The following is an 18,400-nucleotide window of genomic DNA, read 5'->3' on the forward strand; positions in this document are numbered from 1 at the left end:
GCCCCTACCGATCCTGCTTGCGCAGCATCAGCAGCGTGGCGGCCAGGATGACCGGCACCGCCGCCAGCAGCGGCCAGAAGGCGCTGCCCAATGCGCCCGCATCCAGCGCCTTGCTGAACACGCCCCGGCTGATGGTCAGGAAATGGGTGGCCGGATACACACGCCCGATCATGGCCCCCACCCCCTCCAGCGACGACACGGGATTGAGCAAGCCCGCAAACTGCACACACGGGATGATCGTGCCGATCATGGTGACGAACATGGCGGCAATCTGGCTTTGCGTGAACGTGGACGCAAACAACCCGAAACCCGTCGAGCACGTCACGAAGATCAACGCCCCCAACGCGAGCGTCGCAAAGCTGCCCTTGATCGGCACACCAAACACCGTCACCGCCAGCAACGCCAGCAGCAGGAAGTTCAGCATCGCCAGCACGATGTACGGCGCCTGCTTGCCCAGCACGAATTCCGCACGGGTGACCGGTGTCACGTAGAAGTTGATGATGGAGCCCAGCTCCTTTTCGCGCACCACCGACAACGCCGCCAGCATGGCGGGAATCATCATCAGCAGCATCGGGATCACGGCTGGCACCATGGCGGGCAGGCTTCTCACATCGGGGTTGTAGCGATAGCGCGTCTCAATCGTGCTGGGCATCGCGAGCCGCATCCCCAGCCGGTGCACGGCGGCGTCTGCCAGCCAGAGCTGGTGGATCGCCTGCACATAGCCGCGTACGGTTTCTGCGCGGGTGGGCATGGCGCCGTCCACCCAGGCGCCGATCTGTACGGCCGCGCCGCGCTCCACATCGCGAGCGAAGCCTGGGGGGATTTCAATCGCCAGCGACAGCTCGCCGTTGCGCATGCGGCGGTCCAACTCAGCGTAGTCGCGAATCGGGGGTTTTTCGATGAAATACCGCGAGCCGGCCAGATTGAGCGTGTAATCGCGGGAGATTGCGGTCTGGTCTCGGTCGAGCACCGCGTAGGTAAGGTTCTCCACATCCAGGCTGATGCCGTATCCGATGATGAACATCAGGATGGCCGTGCCCAGCAGGGCCAGCGTGGCGCGCACCGGGTCGCGGCGCAGTTCCAGGGCCTCGCGTTGCGAGTAGCTCAAGGCACGCGCAAGGCTAAAGTGACGGCGGGTAGACGTGCCGGTTGATGCGGCGGCGGTTGGTACGGGTGCAGGTGCCGGCATGGCAATCTCGGCGGTGTCTGGAGCGGCTTCGGACACCGTTTCAGACGCTTCCCGCAGATAGGCAATGAACGCCTGCTCCAGCGTCTGCGTGCCGCGCGTACGTACCAGCGCGGCAGGCGCATCGCTCACCAGAACACGGCCGGCATGCATGAGCGAGATGCGATCGCAGCGCTCGGCCTCGTTCATGAAGTGCGTGGAGATGAAGATGGTCACGCGGTCCTGCCGTGCGAGGTCGACCATCAGGCGCCAGAACATGTCGCGCGCGACCGGGTCCACGCCGGAGGTCGGCTCGTCCAGGATCAGCAGTTCCGGCTTGTGCACCATCGCCACGGCCAATGACAAGCGCTGCCGCATGCCCAGCGGCAGGCTCTCGGGCAGGCTGTCGGCCACCTCCTGGAGCCCGAAGCGGGCGAGCATCTCAGCCGCGCGCGGCTGCACCTCGGGTTCGGGCAGCTGAAACAGGCGCGCATGCAGCACGAGGTTCTGGCGCACGGTCAGCTCGCCGTACAACGAGAACGCCTGCGACATGTAGCCTACGCGCCGGCGCGTGTCGATGTCCTTCGGGTTGACCGGATGGCCAAACAACCACGCCTGGCCCTCGCTGGCGGGCAGCAGGCCGGTGAGCATCTTCATGGTGGTCGACTTACCGCAGCCGTTGGAGCCGAGAAAGCCGAAGATCTCTCCGCGACGGATGCGGAAATCGACGTGGTCGACTGCCACAAAGTCGCCAAAGCGCATGGTCAGCCCGCTCGCCTGCACGGCCACATCGTCGTCTGCGCCGGCCACCAGTGGCGGCACCACCACAGCCTGGTGCCCCTGCCGGCGTGCGGGCGGCAGCAGCGCAATGAACGCGGCTTCCAGTGAATCGGTGCCCGTGCGGCTGCGCAGCGCTGCCGGCGTGCCGGTGGCAAGCACCTGCCCTGCGTCCATGGCAACCAGCCAGTCGAAGCGCTCGGCCTCTTCCATGTAGGCGGTGGCCACGATCACGCTCATGCCCGGGCGCTCGGCCCGAATGCTGGCAATCAAATCCCAGAACTGGCTGCGCGAGAGCGGGTCAACGCCCGTGGTCGGCTCGTCGAGAATCAGCAGATCGGGGTCGTGGATCAGCGCGCAGCACAGCGCCAGCTTCTGTTTCATACCGCCCGACAACTTGCCTGCCGGCCGCGAGAGGAATGGCCGCAGGCCAGTGCTGGCTGTGAGCGCATCGATGCGTCGACGGCGCTCCGCTGCGTTGTGACCGAACAGGCGGCCGAAGAACTGCAGGTTCTCTTCGATCGACAGCGTGGGATACAGATTGCGCCCCAGGCCTTGCGGCATGTAGGCAATACGCGGGCCGACCGCGGCACGCGCGCGACGATCGGCCATGTCGCTGCCCAGCACGTGCACCGCCCCATCCTGCAGGGCCCGCGCACCCGCCACCAATGACAGCAGGCTCGACTTGCCCACGCCGTCGGGCCCGATCAGGCCCACCATGCAGCCGGCCGGCAGGTCCAGCGTGACGCCATCCAGCGCCAGCGTCTTGCGGTAACGCAGGCACACGCCGGCCAGGCTGACGACTGGTGGACCAAGCCGCGGCCCAAGCTGGGCATCGTGCTGGGTAAGCGGATTGGCGAACTGGGTCACTGCGGAACCTTGATCGCCAGGTTGGCCGGCCATTCGGCTTGGCCATCGAGCTTGAGCCACGCCATGCCGGGCAGACCGGTCTTCACCAGCTTGAGGTGCTTGCGCAGCAGGTCGCGATCAATCTGCGCCTTGACGCGGAACATCAGCTTCTGGCGCTCGGTGGCGGTTTCCACGGTCTTGGGTGTGAATTGCGCGGTGCTGGCGACGAACGACACGCGGGCCGGAATCACGTACTGCGGCGCGGCGTCGAGCACGATGCGCACCTCGCTGCCCATGGCAATGCGCCCGGCGTCCGTTTCCGGCACGAAGAAGGTCATGTAGACGTCGGACAGATCCACCAGGTTGAGCAACCGCCCACCACCGGCCAGCACCTCGCCGGGCTGAGCGATGCGATATTGCACACGGGCGTCACGCGGTGCAGCCAGGGCGCTGTCGTCGATATCCGCTTTCACGCGCGACACCGTCGCGTCTGCCGCCTTGACGGTGGCATTGGCGCCGGCCACCTGCGTGCGGGCTGCGGCCACAGCGGCCTGTGCCGCTTCCGCTTGCGCGCGGGCCGCCACCAGTGCAGCTTTGGCGCCGCGCACGCGGGCGCGGTCGTCATCCAGCTCTTGCATGGACGACGCCCCTTCGTGCGACAGCGTTTCAGAACGCGCCAGCCTGCGCTGTGCGGCATCCAGGTCGCTCTCACGCAGGGCGATCTGCGCCAGGGCCGCCTGCCGGTCTGCCTCGCGCACGGACACCTGGGCCTGCGCGCTGGCCACGGCGGAAACGGACTGCTGCTGCCGCGCCTGGGCCTCATCGCGCTGGGCTTCCAGCGTCTGTATCTGCATGTGCGCCAGCGGCTGACCGGCAGTCACGAAGTCCCCCTCATCCACCAGGATGTCCTGCACGCGGCCGGAGAGCTTGGTGGCCACGTCGATCTCGGTGGCCTCGATGCGGCCGTTACCGCTGGCAAAGCCCTTGCCGGGGCCGTCCTGCCGCAAGGCCTTCCATGCAAATGCACCACCGGCAATCACCAGGGCGGCAGCGATCAATGCAATCCATCGTTGTTGGGGCGTTGTTGTCATGGTGTTGTTTCTCCCGATGCGCGCGCAGTGGGCGTCAGGCTCAGATGGGTATGGGGATCGGATGCGAATTCGACGGCCTGCGTGCCGCCGCCCAGCGCTGCATACAGGCCAACGCGGCTGGACAGCAGCGCGCGGCGCACCTGCACCAGTTGCTGCTGCGCGGCCAGCAGATCGCGCTGCGCGTCGAGCACCTCCAGAAACGTCGAGGCTCCGGCATCGAAGCGCAGTTGCGACAGCCGTGCGCGCTCGGTCTGTGCCGCCAATGCGGCCTGTGCGATGTCGAGCTGCTCGGCCAACCACTTGCGCGCAGAGAGCGCGTCGGACACATCGCGGAACGCGCTTTGTACGGTCTTCTCGTAGCCGGCAACGGCAAGGTCACGGCGGGCTTCCGCCAGGTCGAGGTTGCTGCGCAGCTTGCCGCCTTCGAACAGCGGAAGGGTCACGCTCGGCGCAAAGACCCAGGCGCGCGTGCCTGGTGCAAACAGGTTGCCGAGTTCGGGGCTGACCGTGCCGTAGGCGCCCGTCAATGCCACGCGCGGGAAGAACGCCGCGCGTGCTGCGCCGATGCTGGCATGCGCGGCACGCAGCCGGTGCTCTGCGGCGGCGATATCCGGGCGCTGCGTCAGCAGATCGGAGGGCAGCCCTGCACGCAGTTCCGCCAGCATCCGGCGCTCGTCGAGCGGCTCGGCCACCGGCGGCAGGTCGATGGGCTTGCCCACGAGCAGCGCCAGGCCGTGCGCCTGTGCGTCGCGCGCCTGTTGCAGTTGCGTGAGCAGTGCCTGTGCCTGGGTCAGCAGGGTCTCAACCTGTGTCTGGTTCAACCGCGATGTCGCCCCCACCGCCACGCGGCGCGAGAAGATGCGCAGGGTCTCGGTGCGGCTGTCCACGGTCTGCTGCGCCAGCGCAATGCGCTCATCCAGTTCACGCAAAACCAGATAGCCGTCAGCCACCTGTGCGATCAGCCCGAGTGCGACAGCACGGCGCGCCGCATCAGACGCCACGTAACTTTCCAGTGCGGCGTCATTGAGATTGCGCACGCGGCCCCAGAAATCGATCTCCCAGCTGGAGACCCCGGCGCCCACCTGGTACTGGCTCACCCGCATGGGCATGCCGAAGGGGCTCAGGTCAGCCGGAATGCTCAGGCGGTTGATGCCCGCCTGCGCATTGAGGTGCGGAAACGTTTCCGCCCGCTGGATACCAAACGCCGCGCGTGCTTCTTCCACGCGCAGCACGGCGGTCCGCAGGTCACGGTTGTTTTCCAGCGCCTGGGCAATCAATGCCTGCAGACGTGTGTCCGTAAAGTACGCTTGCCAGCCGACGGCAGCGGCGGACAGGCCATCACGGCCATCGTCGGCGTCATAGTGCTGGGCCACGGGCAGCGCGGGGGCTTCGTAAGGCGGCGCCATTGAGATACAGCCCGACAGCGCCAAGACGGCCGTGGCTGCGGCCATTGCGGCCAACCGTGTGCCGGCGTACCAGCCGCACGCCAAGGGTTGTTTCTGCACACGCATTTATTTCTCCAGCACGTAGGTGCCAGGCGCATCACCCACAGGCGGCAGACCCGGAGCGCCCATCTTGGGTGGCTTGACCGGTGTGGGGGCGGATGCATGCGCCGTCAGCCATGCATGCCATGCCGGCCACCATGAACCATCCGTAGCGGGGGCGGACGCCAGCCAGTCATCCGGCGCTGCCGAAACCGCGCCTGCGCGGCGTGTCTGCATCTGGAAGCGCCGATGCGAGTTTGCCGGTGGGCTGACGATGCCGGCGTTGTGGCCGCCGCTGGTCAGCACGAACGTCAGTTCCGCCTCGGTCAGGTGATGCAGTTTGTAGACCGAGCGCCACGGCGCCACGTGATCCGTCAGCGTGCCCACCACGAAGATCGGCAAGTCCAGATCGTTCAGGACCACCGGCTTGCCGTTGACGGGGTAGCGCCCCTCGCTCAGGTCGTCATTCAGGAACAGGCGCCGCAGGTACTGGCTGTGCATGCGCGCGGGCATGCGTGTGGCGTCGGCATTCCAGGCCATCAAGTCATTCATGGGCGCGCGATCGCCCAGCAGGTATTCGCCCACCACGCGAGACCACAGCAAGTCGTACGACCGCAGCATCTGGAAGGCGCCGGCCATCTGGCTTGCACGCAGATAGCCGGTCTGCGCCATCTGCGCTTCAAGCAGACTGACCTGCGCCTCGTCGATGAACAGGCCCAGTTCGCCCGGCTCGCAAAAGTCTGTCTGCGCGGCGAAGAGCGTCATGGACGCCAGCCGCGCATCGCCATCGCGTGCCATGGCCGCTGCGGCAATGGCAAGCAGCGTGCCGCCCAGGCAGTAGCCCGTAGCGTGCACGCGCTGATTCGGCACGATGGCATTGACCGCATCAAGCGCGGCAAAAACGCCGAGCTTGAGGTAGTCATCCATGTCGAGATCGCGGTCCGCCTCGTCTGGGTTCTTCCATGAGATGCAGAACACGGTATGGCCCTGCTCCACCAGATAGCGGATCAGCGAGTTCTGCGGGGATAGATCCAGGATGTAGTACTTCATGATCCACGCCGGCACGATCAGGATGGGCTCGGCCTGGACCTTGGGCGTGGTGGGGGTGTACTGGATCAGCTCCATCAGGCGATTGCGCAGCACGACCTTGCCGGGCGTCACCGCCACGTCGCGCCCCACCACGAAACGCTCGGTGCCGGCGGCCGGCGCCCCGCTCATGGCGCGCTCCAGATCGTCAAGCGCATTGAGCGCGCCCCGCACGAGATTCGTGCCGTGCTGCTCAAAGGTCTGACGCAGGACGACAGGGTTCGTTGCCAGCTGGTTGCCTGGCGACATCATGTCGAGCCACTGCCGTGCGGCAAAGGCCACCACGTCTTCATGGTGCCTGGCGACGCCCCACACGCCGCGCGTGGCCGCCTCCCACCATTGCTCGGTCAGCAGAAAGGATTGGTGCAGCACGTTGAACGGCCACAGACGCCACTCGTCGGCTTGGAAGCGACGATCTTGTGCCGGCGGCAGAACGCAAAGACATGGCTGCTGAGGACCAGTTGCCATGCAGTTCTGGATGTAGCGCCCGAGCTGTTCGGCCTGGGTCAGCGCCAGGCGGCACAGGTCGAGCCGCTTGCCGGGCGACACCGCCAGGTGCAGGGCCCAGTCGAGCAACGCCAGTTGCATCGATACCAGCGACAGCGAACTCGACGTACGTGCAAGCGCAGCGTGAAACGGTGGATCAATCAGCTCGGCAGCTGGGGAAGACGGCACGGGGGCGGCGCGCATGGTCGGGGCGTCAAACGGTTGCAAATATGCAACCCATTAGATGCCAGCTGCCGCGGCACGAACTTGATGCATCTCAAACCGAGACAAGAGTGCCGACTCTAGACGCCCTTCACAGCAATGACACGCGGCCTTGGAAAGGCATCACAGCAGGGCATCACACCGGCTGTGGCGGCGGCGCGCCCCGATACAGTGCAAAGTCGAGCCGTTTGTCTTGCGCGGTGACGCGAATCGATTCCACGTCATCAAAGAACAGTGCTGTCGGCACCGTGCGGTTGATGCTGAAGCCGATCTCCGCTGTCAGTTCGGTGAACTGGGACTCAAGCTCAGCACTGAGCCACTCGCCAATGCGTCGGCGCACCTCTTCCCGCCCCGGGTGGCCCAGCGCGCAGTAGACACGGGACTCGGCGGCAGGAAAATGGATCGCCAGCGCGCACAACATCGAATTGCCATGTGACCCCATCCAGGGCCATTTGGCTTGAACGTTGTAGCTGCCGCAATCCGAGCGCGTCGCACGAATCAACGCGCTCCAAGGCAAGGTTGCTGCCACCGTTGCTTCAAGCTCCCAAAGCGTGGCCGCAACGACTTCATCGGGCTGTTCTTCCAGCATGGTTTCCCCCTTGCCGGGGCGTATTCCCGCCCCTTCTTCTCTTGACCCATGCTACGACGCCAGAGCCACGGCGCGGCTGACGATACTCGCGCGCTCAATACAGGGCGTCTACGCCGCCGACCGACTTAGTCGAGCCCGTAGCGGCGCACGTACCAGGTCTTCATCAGATGGGTGAGCACGGCATAGACGACAACAATCGCCGCCAGGCAGGGCCAGTAGCCCACCGGCAACGGCACGAAGCCAAACAACGTGCCTAACGGCGTCAGTGGCATGGCAACCCCGACACAGGCAATGGCGACACTGGTTGCGATCAAGGCCGTACTTGCCCGGCTTTCCACGAAGGGCACCTTGGCGGTCCGGATGATGTGGATGATGAGCGTCTGGGTCAGCAGTGACTCGACAAACCACCCGGACTGGAAGAGTGGCGGATTGCCCCACGCATGGAACACCCACAGCATCAGGGCGTACGTCGCAAAGTCGAATACCGAACTGACGGGCCCGATGTACAGCATGAACTTCAGGATGTGGCCGATCTCCCACCGGCGCGGCCGGACAAGGTAGTCCTCATCCACGTTGTCCGTCGGGATGGCGGTTTGCGAGAAGTCGTAGAGCAGGTTGTTGAGCAGCACCTGGACCGGTGCCATCGGCAGAAACGGCAGAAACAGGCTGGCGCCCAGCACACTGAACACGTTGCCGAAGTTCGAGCTGGCACCCATCTTGATGTATTTGACGATGTTGCCGAAGACCTTGCGCCCCTCCGTCACGCCCTCGCCCAGCACGGCCAGACTTTTCTCAAGCAGGATGATGTCGGCGGATTCCTTGGCGATGTCGACGGCGCTGTCCACCGAGATGCCGACGTCGGCCGCCTTGAGCGCCGGCCCGTCGTTGATGCCGTCCCCCATGAAGCCGACAACGTGCCCCTTGCGATGCAGTGCCTCGACAATCGCCGCCTTCTGCGCGGGCGACACCTTGGCGAACACCGAGGCACGCTCCGCCGTCTCGGCCATCTGATCCGGCGACATGGTGGACAGCTCCGTGCCAAGTACAACCGGATCAACGTCCAGACCGACCTCCCGGCAGATCTTGCGCGCAACGATGGCGTTGTCACCGGTCAGGATCTTGACGGCCACGCCGCTGGTCTTGAGTTCGGAGAGGGCTTCGGCGGCGGTGTCCCGCGGCGGGTCAAGAAAGGCGATGAAGCCGAGCAATATCAGGTCCGACTCATCCGCCACGGCGTATTGGGACTGTTGCTGCGGTAGCTCCTTGTACGCCACCGCCACCGCACGGAAGCCATCGCTATTCAGGTCCTCCGCCATGCGCTTGGCGTGTTCCAGATGTCCAGACTCCAAAGGCCCGAGCTCGTCGCCACTGGCGTAGCTGGAGCTAACGCCCAACACCTCTTCCACCGCGCCCTTGCAGATCAGGACGTGGCTGCCATCGCTCCGCTCCAGGACGACCGACATGCGTCGCCGCTCGAAGTCGAACGGCAGTTCGTCAATCTTGCGAAAGCGCGCATGAACATCCAGCCGCTGCTCTAGTTCAACGTGCTTGAGCACCGAGATATCCAGCAGGTTCTTCAAACCAGACTGGTAGAAGCTGTTCAGGAATGCGTACTCCAAGACCTGATCGGACTCCTCACCACGCAAGTCCAGGTGGTGCTTGAGAATGATGCGGTCTTGGGTAAGCGTGCCCGTCTTATCGGTACACAAGACATCCATGGCGCCGAAGTTCTGGATCGCGTTGAGCCGCTTGACGATGACCTTCTTGCGCGACATGGCGATCGCGCCCTTGGCAAGGTTCACCGTCACGATCATTGGCAGCATCTCCGGCGTCAGACCGACCGCAACCGCCACGGCAAACAGGAGCGCCTCAAACCAGTTGCCCTTGGTCAACCCGTTGATCAGGAAGACAGTGGGTGCCATCACCAGGATCAACGTCAGCATGAGCCAGGTAAAACGCGTGATGCCGCGATCGAAGCTGGTCTGCACGCGCTGTGCGGCAATCAGGTCTGCCACGTGTCCGAAGGCGGTCTGCTGGCCGGTCGCCAGCACGACGCCTGTGCCGAATCCGCTGACGATCGCGCTGCCCATGAAGCACAGGTTGGGCAGGTCGAAGTCTGCGTCGACCATCCCGCCATACTGCTCGGCGTGCCGTTCTTGCGGCATGGCTTCGCCGGTCAGGGCGGACTGATTGACGAACAAATCCTTTGCGCTGAGCAACCGCAGGTCCGCCGGCACCATGTCGCCAGCGGCGAGTTGCACGATGTCACCCGGCACCAACTGTTCGATGGGAATCTCTTCGTTGCGCGGGGTGCCATCGTCGCCCGTGCGGTGCGCAGCCGCGGTGGTGTGAACCATGCGCCGCAACGCCTCTGCGGCCCGGTTAGAGCGATGCTCCTGCAGAAACCCCAGCGTCACGCTCAGCACCACCATCACCGCAATCAGGACAGCCGCCCGAATGTCGCCAAGTGCGGCCGAGATGCCCGCCAGGGAGATCAACAGTACGTTGAGCGGATTGAGTGAGCGATTTGCCAGCTCGGCAAGTACGGATGCATGGTGCCCGTTGGCCACGCGGTTCAAGCCGTACGCGCGAAGGCGCGCGGCGGCCTCCTGCTGCGTCAAGCCTTGCGGTTGTGTCTCCAGGCTGTCGAGCACATCCTGCGGCGCCATCGCCGCCCATGCCGATGGGCTTGTGCGGGTCGAACGCGGCTGCATCACCCTTGGGATCGCCCTCCAGGATGGCCGCCCGCGCATCGTTCAGTGCCCTTGCTGACAAGCAGGTACCACAGGCGAGCACACGCCAGCATGCTCGATTGGGGCCAGAGATACCGCCGAGTGCATCCGCGCATAGGCTGAGGAATACTCCAGTTCGCCCGAAGCCTGGGCGTGAATGGTAAAGAGCGGCTGCCCCGCCTGAACCTGATCATGCAACCTCGCGTGCATTTCCACGCCGGCCACTTGGCGCACCGGTGCCCCGGCAAGCTTGGCAATACGGGCGAGATGCCGGTTGTCGATCTCGGTCACGATGCCATCCTGCTCAGCAACAACATCGCGACGGAAGATCGCTTCGCCCGGTACGCGCAGCCCGCCTTGCGCTTCGCAGATCTCCTCGAACTTGCGCCACGCAGCGCCACTGTCAAGCAAGTTCGTCGCCAGTTGAAGCCCCGCACCCTGCTCTGCCGCCTCACAGAACTCCAGCAGCACCGCGGCCAGCAGCAACGACCGTTCCCGCAAATCAAACGGTGCCGTTGGCGAGCGCTGCAGCACGGCCAGAACATCTCGCGCTTCAAGCGCCGGGCCAATGCCACGGCCTACGGGTTGAGCGCCATCGGTACGCACGATCATGACGTGCACACCAAACGCTCGCGCTACGCGTTCGAGCAGCATGCGCAAACGCTCCAGATCCTGCAGACGGCGCACTTTGGCCGTCGGTCCCACTGGTACGTCGATCAGCACGTGGGTCGACCCGGCCGCGATCTTCTTCGACAGGATAGAGGCCACCAGTTGGGCATCGCTGTCGACATCCAGCGCCCGCTCCACGCGGATCAGCACATCGTCTGCGGGGCTCAGGCTCAGCGCCCCGCCCCACGCCAGTGAAGCCCCCACCCGATCAACCACGCGCCGCAGCTCCGTGGCGCTCAACGCTACGCGGGTGAGGGTTTCCATCGTATCGGCGGTGCCGGCAGGCGAGGTGATCGCGCGTGAAGACGTCTTGGGCAGCAGCAGACCTGCCGCCGCTGCAATGGCCACCACGATGGGGCTCGTGCGGTTGCCGGGCAGGCCGCCCACGCAATGCTTGTCCGCCACGATGGCGCGGTCCCATTTGAGGCGCTCACCCGTGTCAACCATGGCCTGCGTCAGGTCGATGGTCTCTTTGATGCTCATACGCTCGCCGCCGCAAGCGCTCAGGAATGCTGCGATGTGGACATCGGCATAGCGCTCCTTGGCGATGTCACTCACGACGCTGGCCAGTTGATGCGTATCCAGATGCGCCCCATAGATCTTGGCGCGCACCGCCCGCAACGACTCCAGCGCGGGGGCGTGGCTGACCGTCACCACATCACCAGGCCTTGCCATCAGCGACTCGACGGCACTGACGGACAGGCTGACCTCGCACATCTCCAGCAGTCCTGAACCGACCATATTGAGCGTGGCAATCAAGGACCGCTGGCCAATCCGTACCTCCACCCGCGCCTGCGCGGTGAACCCTTCTGACCGGCAGATCGCACAGTCCGGATGCATGTAGATGACATGCTCCTGCCAGGTATCGATACCCAGGGGCTTGAAGGTCAGCCGGTCCGGCAGCACCGCTACCTCAGGCGGAACAAGCATGGCGATGGCTCCCAATCGGCTTAAAGCCGCTAACAAAACCCAGCGTAGCGGTCCTGGCTAGGCGCGCCGACGCAGACAGTACTGAAGGCGCAACGACGCCAGGAGGGTTTTGTTAGCGGCGCTTAGAGGCGAAAGCGGAAGTGGCCGCTGTGCAGGGTGATCTGTTTGGACCCGGTCATCTCAAACATGGCCCGTGCAACGGCCTCGATATCGTTGCGGTGGCCGGAGAAAGCCTGCACGAGATCTTCCGAGCGGCACGACCGCGCGCCAAAGTGGTCTTCGAGTGCTTCTGCGGTAATGGCATAGGTGGCGTTATTGCCATCCACCGAGGCGCCGCACAGCAACGTTGGGCCCGCCGCGCAGTAGATTGGCTCGCAAGCCTGGAATTCGATCTGTTTCATGGTGCGTCTCACACAGGGTTGGGGTCTTGCCTTCGTCAGCGTAGGACCCTGCCACTACCGTACAAGGCACCGCGTAGCGGTGGGCAGAGGTAGATCAAACATGTTTGAAATCGCCACGACAATGGGCTCCGTCAGCTCGATGCGGTTGGTGGGGTGGGCGATGGTGTCGCAGGTGACCACGTCGGCTGCCACGGCACTCAGCTCGCTGTAGGCATCGGCAGAAAACACGGCGTGAACGGCTACGCATACGGGGTGCGGCAGCCCTGCCCTGCGTAACTGGTTGGCCGCTGCAATCATGGTGCGGCCGGTGGAGATGATGTCGTCGACCAATACAGGCGTGCGCTCCGCCCGCAAATCGGATCGGACTGCCGACACCTCCACGCTCCAGGCGCTGTGGCGCGTCTTGCTCAGAACCGTCCAGGGTGCTCCACAGAGGTTGGCCACGTGTTCGACCCATTGGCGGCTTTCCTCATCCGGCCCGACCAGCAGTGGGTCGGTGATGTGGGCCTGCACCCACGCGGCCACGGCCGGTGCCGCCTGCACTGCGGCAGCCGGCACGCCATAGATGTCCGACAGGTTCGGAATGCGATGCAGGTGAGGGTCGACTGCGACCAACCAGTCGAAATAGCGCGTCAGCAACTCGGCAAAATGCCGTGCCGCGCAGATCTCCCCCGGCTGGAAGATGGCGTCTTGCCGCATGTAGGCCAAATACGTTGCGACCAGTCCAACACGGGCTGCCCCACCCTGGCGGGCGGCAATGGCAAGCCACAGCAATGCCATGACCTTGTCGTCCGGCCTATCCAGCGTGCAGACGATGACCACGTCAGCATCGCTCACGGGCGTTTGCAGCCTCACGTGGAATTCACCATCGGGAAAACGTTTCAGTTCAGCGTGTCCGATCTCGGCTGCCAGCGGCACGGCCAGCCTGGCGGCCGCAGCCTGATTGCCTGGCAAAGCCAATACGACCCGCCTTTGCGGCTTGCCCGAGAACGTTCGAAGTGACGTAAGGGGTTCCATGATCAACTCAGCGCATAGGACTGCCGGTACTCCGGCATGCACACCGACCATTGCAGTTCGCGTTCGATCCGCTGGCGCAAGGCGTCACTGGCGGCCGGCTCGCCATGGACGATGAACGTCTGCTGCGGCGCGCGCGAGAATCCACGCAGCCAGGTCATCAGCTCGTTGGCATCGGCGTGGGCAGAAAGATTGGCGATCTGCTCAACCGTCGCACGGATGGCAACATCGCGGCCATGCACGCGCAACTGCCGCTGCCCGGCCAGCAGCGCCGCCCCACGCGTGCCGGCAGCCTGGAACCCTGACATCAGAATGGCATTGCGCTTACCGCCGCCGAAGCTCTTCAGGTGATGCAAGACGCGGCCGCCCGTGGCCATGCCGCTGGCGGCGAGGATGATCTTCGGCGCGCGGTCGTTCGACAGATGCATCGACTGCTGCGGGCTTTGCACTGGAATCGCCAGCGCACAAGCCGCCTGGCAATCCACGGCATCGATATGCAACTCGTCAACGTGGCGGGCAAACACCTCGGTGGCCCGCTCGGCCATCGGGCTGTCGAGATAAATCGGCACGTGCGGAATCCGATGCGCCTGGATCAACTTGTAGAGGCAGTACAGCAGCGCTTGCGTGCGACCGACCGCAAATGCGGGAATCAGCAGCGTACCGCCCTGCTCCAAGGTCCTGTGCACGATCCGTTCGAGTGCGTCGAGCGGGTCGCCAGATGGATGCAGCCGATCCCCATAGGTGGATTCCACCAGCAAGGTATCGGCCTCTGCCACCGCCTCCGGCGGGCGCATCACCGGATCGGCCTGCCGCCCCAAGTCGCCCGAGAACACGATGCGCCGGCCTTCCGTCAGCACCGTCACGGTGGAGGCACCGATGATGTGTCCGGCACGATGAAACTCGGCCTCAACCCCATCGGCCACGGGAAAGCGTTCCCCATAGTTCACCGGATGCAGCCTGCGCAACGCTTTGGCAGCGTCGTGCTCGTCGTATAGCGGCAACGCAGGATGGTGACGCGAGAAGCCCTGCGCATTGGCGTACTGCGCATCTTCAACGGCAAGCCGTGCGCTATCGGGTAGCAGGATGTTGCACAGCTCGGCCGTACCCTTCGTGCAGTAGACGGGGCCGCGAAATCCGTTGCGGACCAGCAGTGGCAAGTAGCCGCTGTGGTCGATATGGGCATGCGTGAGGACGACAGCGTCGATGTGGTGCGGATTGACGGCGAGCGCGTCCCAGTTCCGCAGTCGCAAGGACTTGTAGCCCTGGAACAGCCCGCAATCGACCATGACGCGATGCCCGCCTGTTTCCAGCACGTACTTCGAGCCGGTCACCGTGTCGGTGGCTCCGAGAAACTGCAATCGCATGCGCCGCTCCCGCGCTTAGCGAATCGTGATGCGTTGCTGCGGCGAAGCTTCCTTCTTGGGCAGCGTCACGCGCAGCAGCCCGTTCTCGTAAGTGGCTTCCACCTTGCCTTCGTCGATGGCGGCATCCAGCGTGAACATGCGCTGCATCGATCCGCTGTAACGCTCGCTGCGGATGACGCGCTCGCCCTCCTTCTTCTCGGACTGGCGCTCCACCTTGGCCGAGAGCATGACCGTGCCGCGGTCGACGGTCACGTCAATGTCTTCCTTCTTCGCACCCGGAATTTCCGCAACGACGTTGTACGCGGTGTCGGATTCCGTCACGTCGACTTTGAACGGCAGTGCGCTGTCCACGCCACTGCGGAACGAACGCAGAAGCCCTTGAAAAATGTCGCCCACCGGTTCGATGGCGAATGGGTCGTAACGCCTGAGTTGGCTCATGACAGCCTCCTGATGGATGGCCCCACTGGGCTTGGGGGCCGGCTTATTTATCGTGGCACGACAGGTCGGACACGTTTTGCGGCAGATCAACGTCGCGAGACATCGCCATCCCGAACGCGTGCGCCATCCGCCCCAGGAGGTTCGATAGGCCCCCTCCCCGAGCGTCTCGATGCCCTCGGCGGTTTCCACAACGTGCGTCAGATTTCCCTGACATGGAAGCCCGCCGGCCCGACAGCATGTTCAGCCGAGCCTGCATGACACCCTTGCCCGCGCCGCCAATACTGGGGACATACAAACACCCAACCCAACAGGAGCACGCCATGCGCCGGAATACCGCAGCCCTCGCCGCATGGCATGCACAGGAAAGTGTTGCCGAGCCGCATCTGGCCCTGCCCGTCGGCGCCCACCTCGTCACCGAGCGCAAGGGGTATGCGCATCACGGCATCTATGTGGGTGATGGTGAGGTGATTCACTACGCGGGCTTCTCGCGCCGCCAGCGCCGCGGGCCGGTGGAAAGAACCTCCATTGCCGGATTTGCCCACGGCTTTGCGGTGTCCATCCAAATCGACAACTGCCCAAGGTACGACGGCGAAGAAGTCGCCCGCCGTGCCGGTTCACGCCTGGGTGAGAACGACTACCGGTTGCTGACCAACAACTGCGAGCACTTCTGCTCGTGGTGCCTGTTTGGCGAGCGCCGCAGCGCGCAGGTCGAAGCCTGCATGAAAAGCCCGCTGCTGGCCGTACGGACGCTTTTTTGGCTGATGCTGCTGGCGCTTGCAGTCGAGTGGCACGCAGCACTGCCGCAAGCGCAGATTGCTTGAAGCACCAAACGGCGCGCATGCATGCAAACCGCAGGAGCAGGAGGACAAGATGCCCAACGACCACACGTCCCTTCGCGATTTGCTCGCCAAGTGGTTTGGCCCCAGCGACACGCCGCATCTGCGCATCACGCGCGTGCACTGCCCAGGCCTCGAACGCGGTTGCGTGCGGGCTGAGTTGGCCACGGCAACGCGGCCGCTGGCGATCATCTTCTTTCGCCACCAGACCGGCTGCTGGCGGCTGTTCCCACCGACCCCACCGTCGCGCGTGCGGGTCCGTTGATCCGCATCAAACACGCTTTGATTGAAGGCGCGAAGCTCCAAGCAGGGTCAGTACGTAGGCCACGCAACGGCAGCGCGCTTGGGCGAGGCCGACAAACGGATGGACGGCATGGAACCTCGGCAGCAAAAGTTCTCGATCTGGTATGGCGTCGTGGCGATGTTGACCATACTCGCCATCCAGACCTTGTTCCTCTCCGATCAGGTTGAGACACTGCCTTACAGCGATTTCAAAGTGCTGTTGAAGGCGGGCAAGATCAAGGATGTTTCCGTTGGCGAACAGGACATCACCGGCACGTTCATCACGGAAGGCGTTGACGCGCTCCTATCAAAGCCGCAGGTCGAAGACATCCACCGCGCAGGTAAAGGTGATCATGCCTTCCTGACGCTACGTGTGACCGATCCGACGCTCGTTCAGGAACTGGAGGCCGCCAAGGTGCGCTTTGTTGGTCGCCCTGACAACAAGTGGCTGGGGTCGCTCCTGTCGTGGGTGGTGCCTGCGCTGATCATCTTGGCCCTGTGGAGTTTCCTCATCAAGCGCATTGGCGGCGCTGCCGGCGGGCTGATGGAGATCGGAAAAAGCAAAGCCAAGGTCTACATGCAGAAAGAAACCGGCGTGACCTTTGCCGATGTTGCCGGCATTGACGAAGCCAAGGAAGAGCTGTCTGAGATCGTGAGCTTTCTGAAGGATCCCCTGCGGTACCAGCGCCTGGGTGGCCGGATTCCCAAAGGGGTCTTGCTGGTGGGGGCGCCCGGCACCGGCAAAACGCTGCTTGCCAAGGCCGTGGCCGGTGAAGCGGCCGTCCCCTTCTTCAGCATGAGCGGTTCCGATTTTGTCGAGATGTTTGTGGGCGTGGGTGCCGCGCGGGTGCGTGACCTGTTCAGCCAGGCCGAGACCATGGCGCCTTGCATCATCTTCATTGACGAACTCGATGCCCTGGGCAGAACCCGGGCGCTGAGCATGGTCGGCGGCAACGAAGAACGCGAGCAGACCCTGAACCAGCTCCTGGTGGAGATGGACGGCTTTGACAGCAACAAGGGCGTCATCATCATGGCGGCGACCAACCGCCCCGAGATTCTTGACCCGGCGCTGCTGCGCCCCGGCCGCTTTGACCGTCACATCGCACTGGACCGGCCAGACCTCAAGGGGCGCGAGCAGATCCTTCGGGTTCACGTCAAGAACGTCACGCTCGGCAGCGATGTGGACTTGAACAAGATCGCCGCCCGCACGCCCGGCTTCGCGGGGGCGGATCTGGCCAACCTCGTCAACGAAGCGGCGCTGCTGGCGGCCCGCAAAGGCAAGTCGGCGGTCGAGACAGCAGACTTTGACGAAGCGCTGGACCGCATCGTCGGCGGGCTCGAAAAGAAGAACCGCGTGATGAACGCCAAGGAAAAAGAAACCATCGCCTACCACGAGGCGGGGCACGCCATCATTGCCGAGCATCGCCCCCTGGCGGACCGCGTGTCGAAGGTGTCCATCATCCCCAGAGGCATTGCTGCGCTGGGCTACACGCAGCAAACGCCCACGGAAGACCGTTATCTGCTCAAGCGCAGCGAGCTGCTCGACCGGCTTGACGTGTTGCTGGGTGGCTATGTGGCCGAGCAGATCGTCTATGGCGATGTCTCCACCGGCGCACAGAACGATCTGCAGCGCGCCACCGACATGGCCCGCCAGATGGTCACCCAATTTGGCATGAGCCAACAGCTTGGCCTGGCGACCTACGAAGACGCCCCGAACCCCCTCTTTGCGGGCACGGGATGGGCACGGCGCGAACACAAGGACTACAGCGAGAACACCGCGCAGTTGATCGACACCGAGGTGCGCAACGTGCTGGCCGAGGCAAGCAACCGCGTGACAGCCACATTGAAGGGGCAGCACACCAAGCTCGAAACGCTGGCCCGGCGGCTGCTCGAGAAGGAGGTGGTCGATCGGCAGGATCTGGACATGATCCTGGCCAACCCATGACTGAACAGATCCAAGTCAAGACACTGCGTGAACGATGTCA

14 protein-coding genes are annotated in these 18,400 nt (G+C 64.2%); 3 read left to right on the forward strand and 11 right to left on the reverse strand.

What is annotated here, in order from left to right:
- Positions 1-4: 4 nt before the first annotated feature.
- The 11 genes from rbbA to V6657_RS25130 form a co-directional block, all read right to left on the reverse strand.
- Positions 5-2,845 carry a ribosome-associated ATPase/putative transporter RbbA gene (rbbA, locus tag V6657_RS25080; protein ID WP_082170106.1) on the reverse strand — a complete coding sequence of 947 codons (2,841 nt, stop codon included), beginning with the start codon at positions 2,843-2,845 and terminating at the stop codon, positions 5-7.
- Complete coding sequence (locus V6657_RS25085; RefSeq protein ID WP_048932050.1) at positions 2,809-3,882, reverse strand: HlyD family efflux transporter periplasmic adaptor subunit; 1,074 nt, start codon at positions 3,880-3,882, stop codon at positions 2,809-2,811. Before V6657_RS25085 ends, rbbA begins: the two co-directional genes overlap by 37 nt.
- A complete protein-coding gene (locus V6657_RS25090) occupies positions 3,879-5,333 on the reverse strand; it encodes an efflux transporter outer membrane subunit (protein ID WP_338755660.1) in 1,455 nt (484 codons plus the stop codon). Before V6657_RS25090 ends, V6657_RS25085 begins: the two co-directional genes overlap by 4 nt.
- 60 nt (positions 5,334-5,393) lie before the next feature.
- Positions 5,394-7,142 (reverse strand): alpha/beta fold hydrolase, encoded by a 1,749-nt coding sequence (locus V6657_RS25095; RefSeq protein WP_048932052.1) that lies wholly within the window; start codon positions 7,140-7,142, stop codon positions 5,394-5,396.
- Positions 7,143-7,296: 154 nt separating this feature from the next.
- Entirely contained in the window at positions 7,297-7,749 is a 453-nt protein-coding gene (locus V6657_RS25100; protein WP_048932053.1) for a hypothetical protein, read from the reverse strand.
- Between the two features lie 125 nt (positions 7,750-7,874).
- Positions 7,875-10,502, reverse strand: a complete 2,628-nt coding sequence (mgtA, locus tag V6657_RS25105; protein WP_048932054.1) for a magnesium-translocating P-type ATPase — start codon at positions 10,500-10,502, stop codon at positions 7,875-7,877.
- Between the two features lie 3 nt (positions 10,503-10,505).
- The gene (locus V6657_RS25110) at positions 10,506-12,080 is read right to left on the reverse strand and encodes a thymidine phosphorylase family protein (protein WP_048932055.1); all 1,575 of its coding nucleotides are present in this window, start codon (positions 12,078-12,080) and stop codon (positions 10,506-10,508) included.
- 122 nt (positions 12,081-12,202) lie between these two features.
- Positions 12,203-12,481, reverse strand: coding sequence for a DUF1488 domain-containing protein (locus tag V6657_RS25115; RefSeq protein ID WP_021193982.1), 279 nt, complete (start codon positions 12,479-12,481; stop codon positions 12,203-12,205).
- A gap of 54 nt (positions 12,482-12,535) precedes the next feature.
- Complete coding sequence (locus V6657_RS25120) at positions 12,536-13,498, reverse strand: ribose-phosphate pyrophosphokinase (RefSeq protein WP_048932056.1); 963 nt, start codon at positions 13,496-13,498, stop codon at positions 12,536-12,538.
- Between the two features lie 2 nt (positions 13,499-13,500).
- Positions 13,501-14,859, reverse strand: a complete 1,359-nt coding sequence (locus V6657_RS25125) for an MBL fold metallo-hydrolase (protein ID WP_048932057.1) — start codon at positions 14,857-14,859, stop codon at positions 13,501-13,503.
- A 15-nt stretch (positions 14,860-14,874) separates the two neighbouring features.
- On the reverse strand, positions 14,875-15,297 hold the full coding sequence (locus V6657_RS25130) for an Hsp20/alpha crystallin family protein (RefSeq protein WP_048932058.1): 423 nt from the start codon (positions 15,295-15,297) through the stop codon (positions 14,875-14,877).
- Between the two features lie 320 nt (positions 15,298-15,617).
- On the opposite strand from V6657_RS25130, the gene V6657_RS25135 reads away from it, so the two are divergent.
- From V6657_RS25135 to ftsH, 3 genes are all read left to right on the forward strand, one after another.
- Positions 15,618-16,118 (forward strand): lecithin retinol acyltransferase family protein, encoded by a 501-nt coding sequence (locus tag V6657_RS25135; protein WP_048932059.1) that lies wholly within the window; start codon positions 15,618-15,620, stop codon positions 16,116-16,118.
- Positions 16,119-16,167: 49 nt separating this feature from the next.
- A complete protein-coding gene (locus tag V6657_RS25140) occupies positions 16,168-16,398 on the forward strand; it encodes a hypothetical protein (protein ID WP_048932151.1) in 231 nt (76 codons plus the stop codon).
- A 108-nt stretch (positions 16,399-16,506) separates the two neighbouring features.
- Positions 16,507-18,360 carry an ATP-dependent zinc metalloprotease FtsH gene (gene ftsH, locus V6657_RS25145; RefSeq protein ID WP_082170112.1) on the forward strand — a complete coding sequence of 618 codons (1,854 nt, stop codon included), beginning with the start codon at positions 16,507-16,509 and terminating at the stop codon, positions 18,358-18,360.
- Positions 18,361-18,400: the final 40 nt, after the last annotated feature.

This window comes from Ralstonia sp. RRA, assembly GCF_037023145.1.
Classification (GTDB): domain Bacteria; phylum Pseudomonadota; class Gammaproteobacteria; order Burkholderiales; family Burkholderiaceae; genus Ralstonia.

Bases quoted from the DNA above. Each gene is read 5' to 3' on its own strand.
- V6657_RS25115 (WP_021193982.1), bottom strand. From the start codon at position 12,481: ATGAAACAGATCGAATTCCAGGCTTGCGAGCCAATCTACTGCGCGGCG.
- V6657_RS25100 (WP_048932053.1), bottom strand. From the start codon at position 7,749: ATGCTGGAAGAACAGCCCGATGAAGTCGTTGCGGCCACGCTTTGGGAG.
- V6657_RS25135 (WP_048932059.1), top strand. From the start codon at position 15,618: ATGCGCCGGAATACCGCAGCCCTCGCCGCATGGCATGCACAGGAAAGT.
- V6657_RS25140 (WP_048932151.1), top strand. From the start codon at position 16,168: ATGCCCAACGACCACACGTCCCTTCGCGATTTGCTCGCCAAGTGGTTT.
- ftsH (WP_082170112.1), top strand. From the start codon at position 16,507: ATGGAACCTCGGCAGCAAAAGTTCTCGATCTGGTATGGCGTCGTGGCG.
- mgtA (WP_048932054.1), bottom strand. From the start codon at position 10,502: ATGCGCGGGCGGCCATCCTGGAGGGCGATCCCAAGGGTGATGCAGCCG.
- V6657_RS25085 (WP_048932050.1), bottom strand. From the start codon at position 3,882: ATGACAACAACGCCCCAACAACGATGGATTGCATTGATCGCTGCCGCC.
- V6657_RS25110 (WP_048932055.1), bottom strand. From the start codon at position 12,080: ATGCTTGTTCCGCCTGAGGTAGCGGTGCTGCCGGACCGGCTGACCTTC.
- V6657_RS25095 (WP_048932052.1), bottom strand. From the start codon at position 7,142: ATGCGCGCCGCCCCCGTGCCGTCTTCCCCAGCTGCCGAGCTGATTGAT.
- V6657_RS25120 (WP_048932056.1), bottom strand. From the start codon at position 13,498: ATGGAACCCCTTACGTCACTTCGAACGTTCTCGGGCAAGCCGCAAAGG.
- V6657_RS25130 (WP_048932058.1), bottom strand. From the start codon at position 15,297: ATGAGCCAACTCAGGCGTTACGACCCATTCGCCATCGAACCGGTGGGC.
- rbbA (WP_082170106.1), bottom strand. From the start codon at position 2,845: ATGGCCGGCCAACCTGGCGATCAAGGTTCCGCAGTGACCCAGTTCGCC.
- V6657_RS25125 (WP_048932057.1), bottom strand. From the start codon at position 14,859: ATGCGATTGCAGTTTCTCGGAGCCACCGACACGGTGACCGGCTCGAAG.
- V6657_RS25090 (WP_338755660.1), bottom strand. From the start codon at position 5,333: ATGGCCGCAGCCACGGCCGTCTTGGCGCTGTCGGGCTGTATCTCAATG.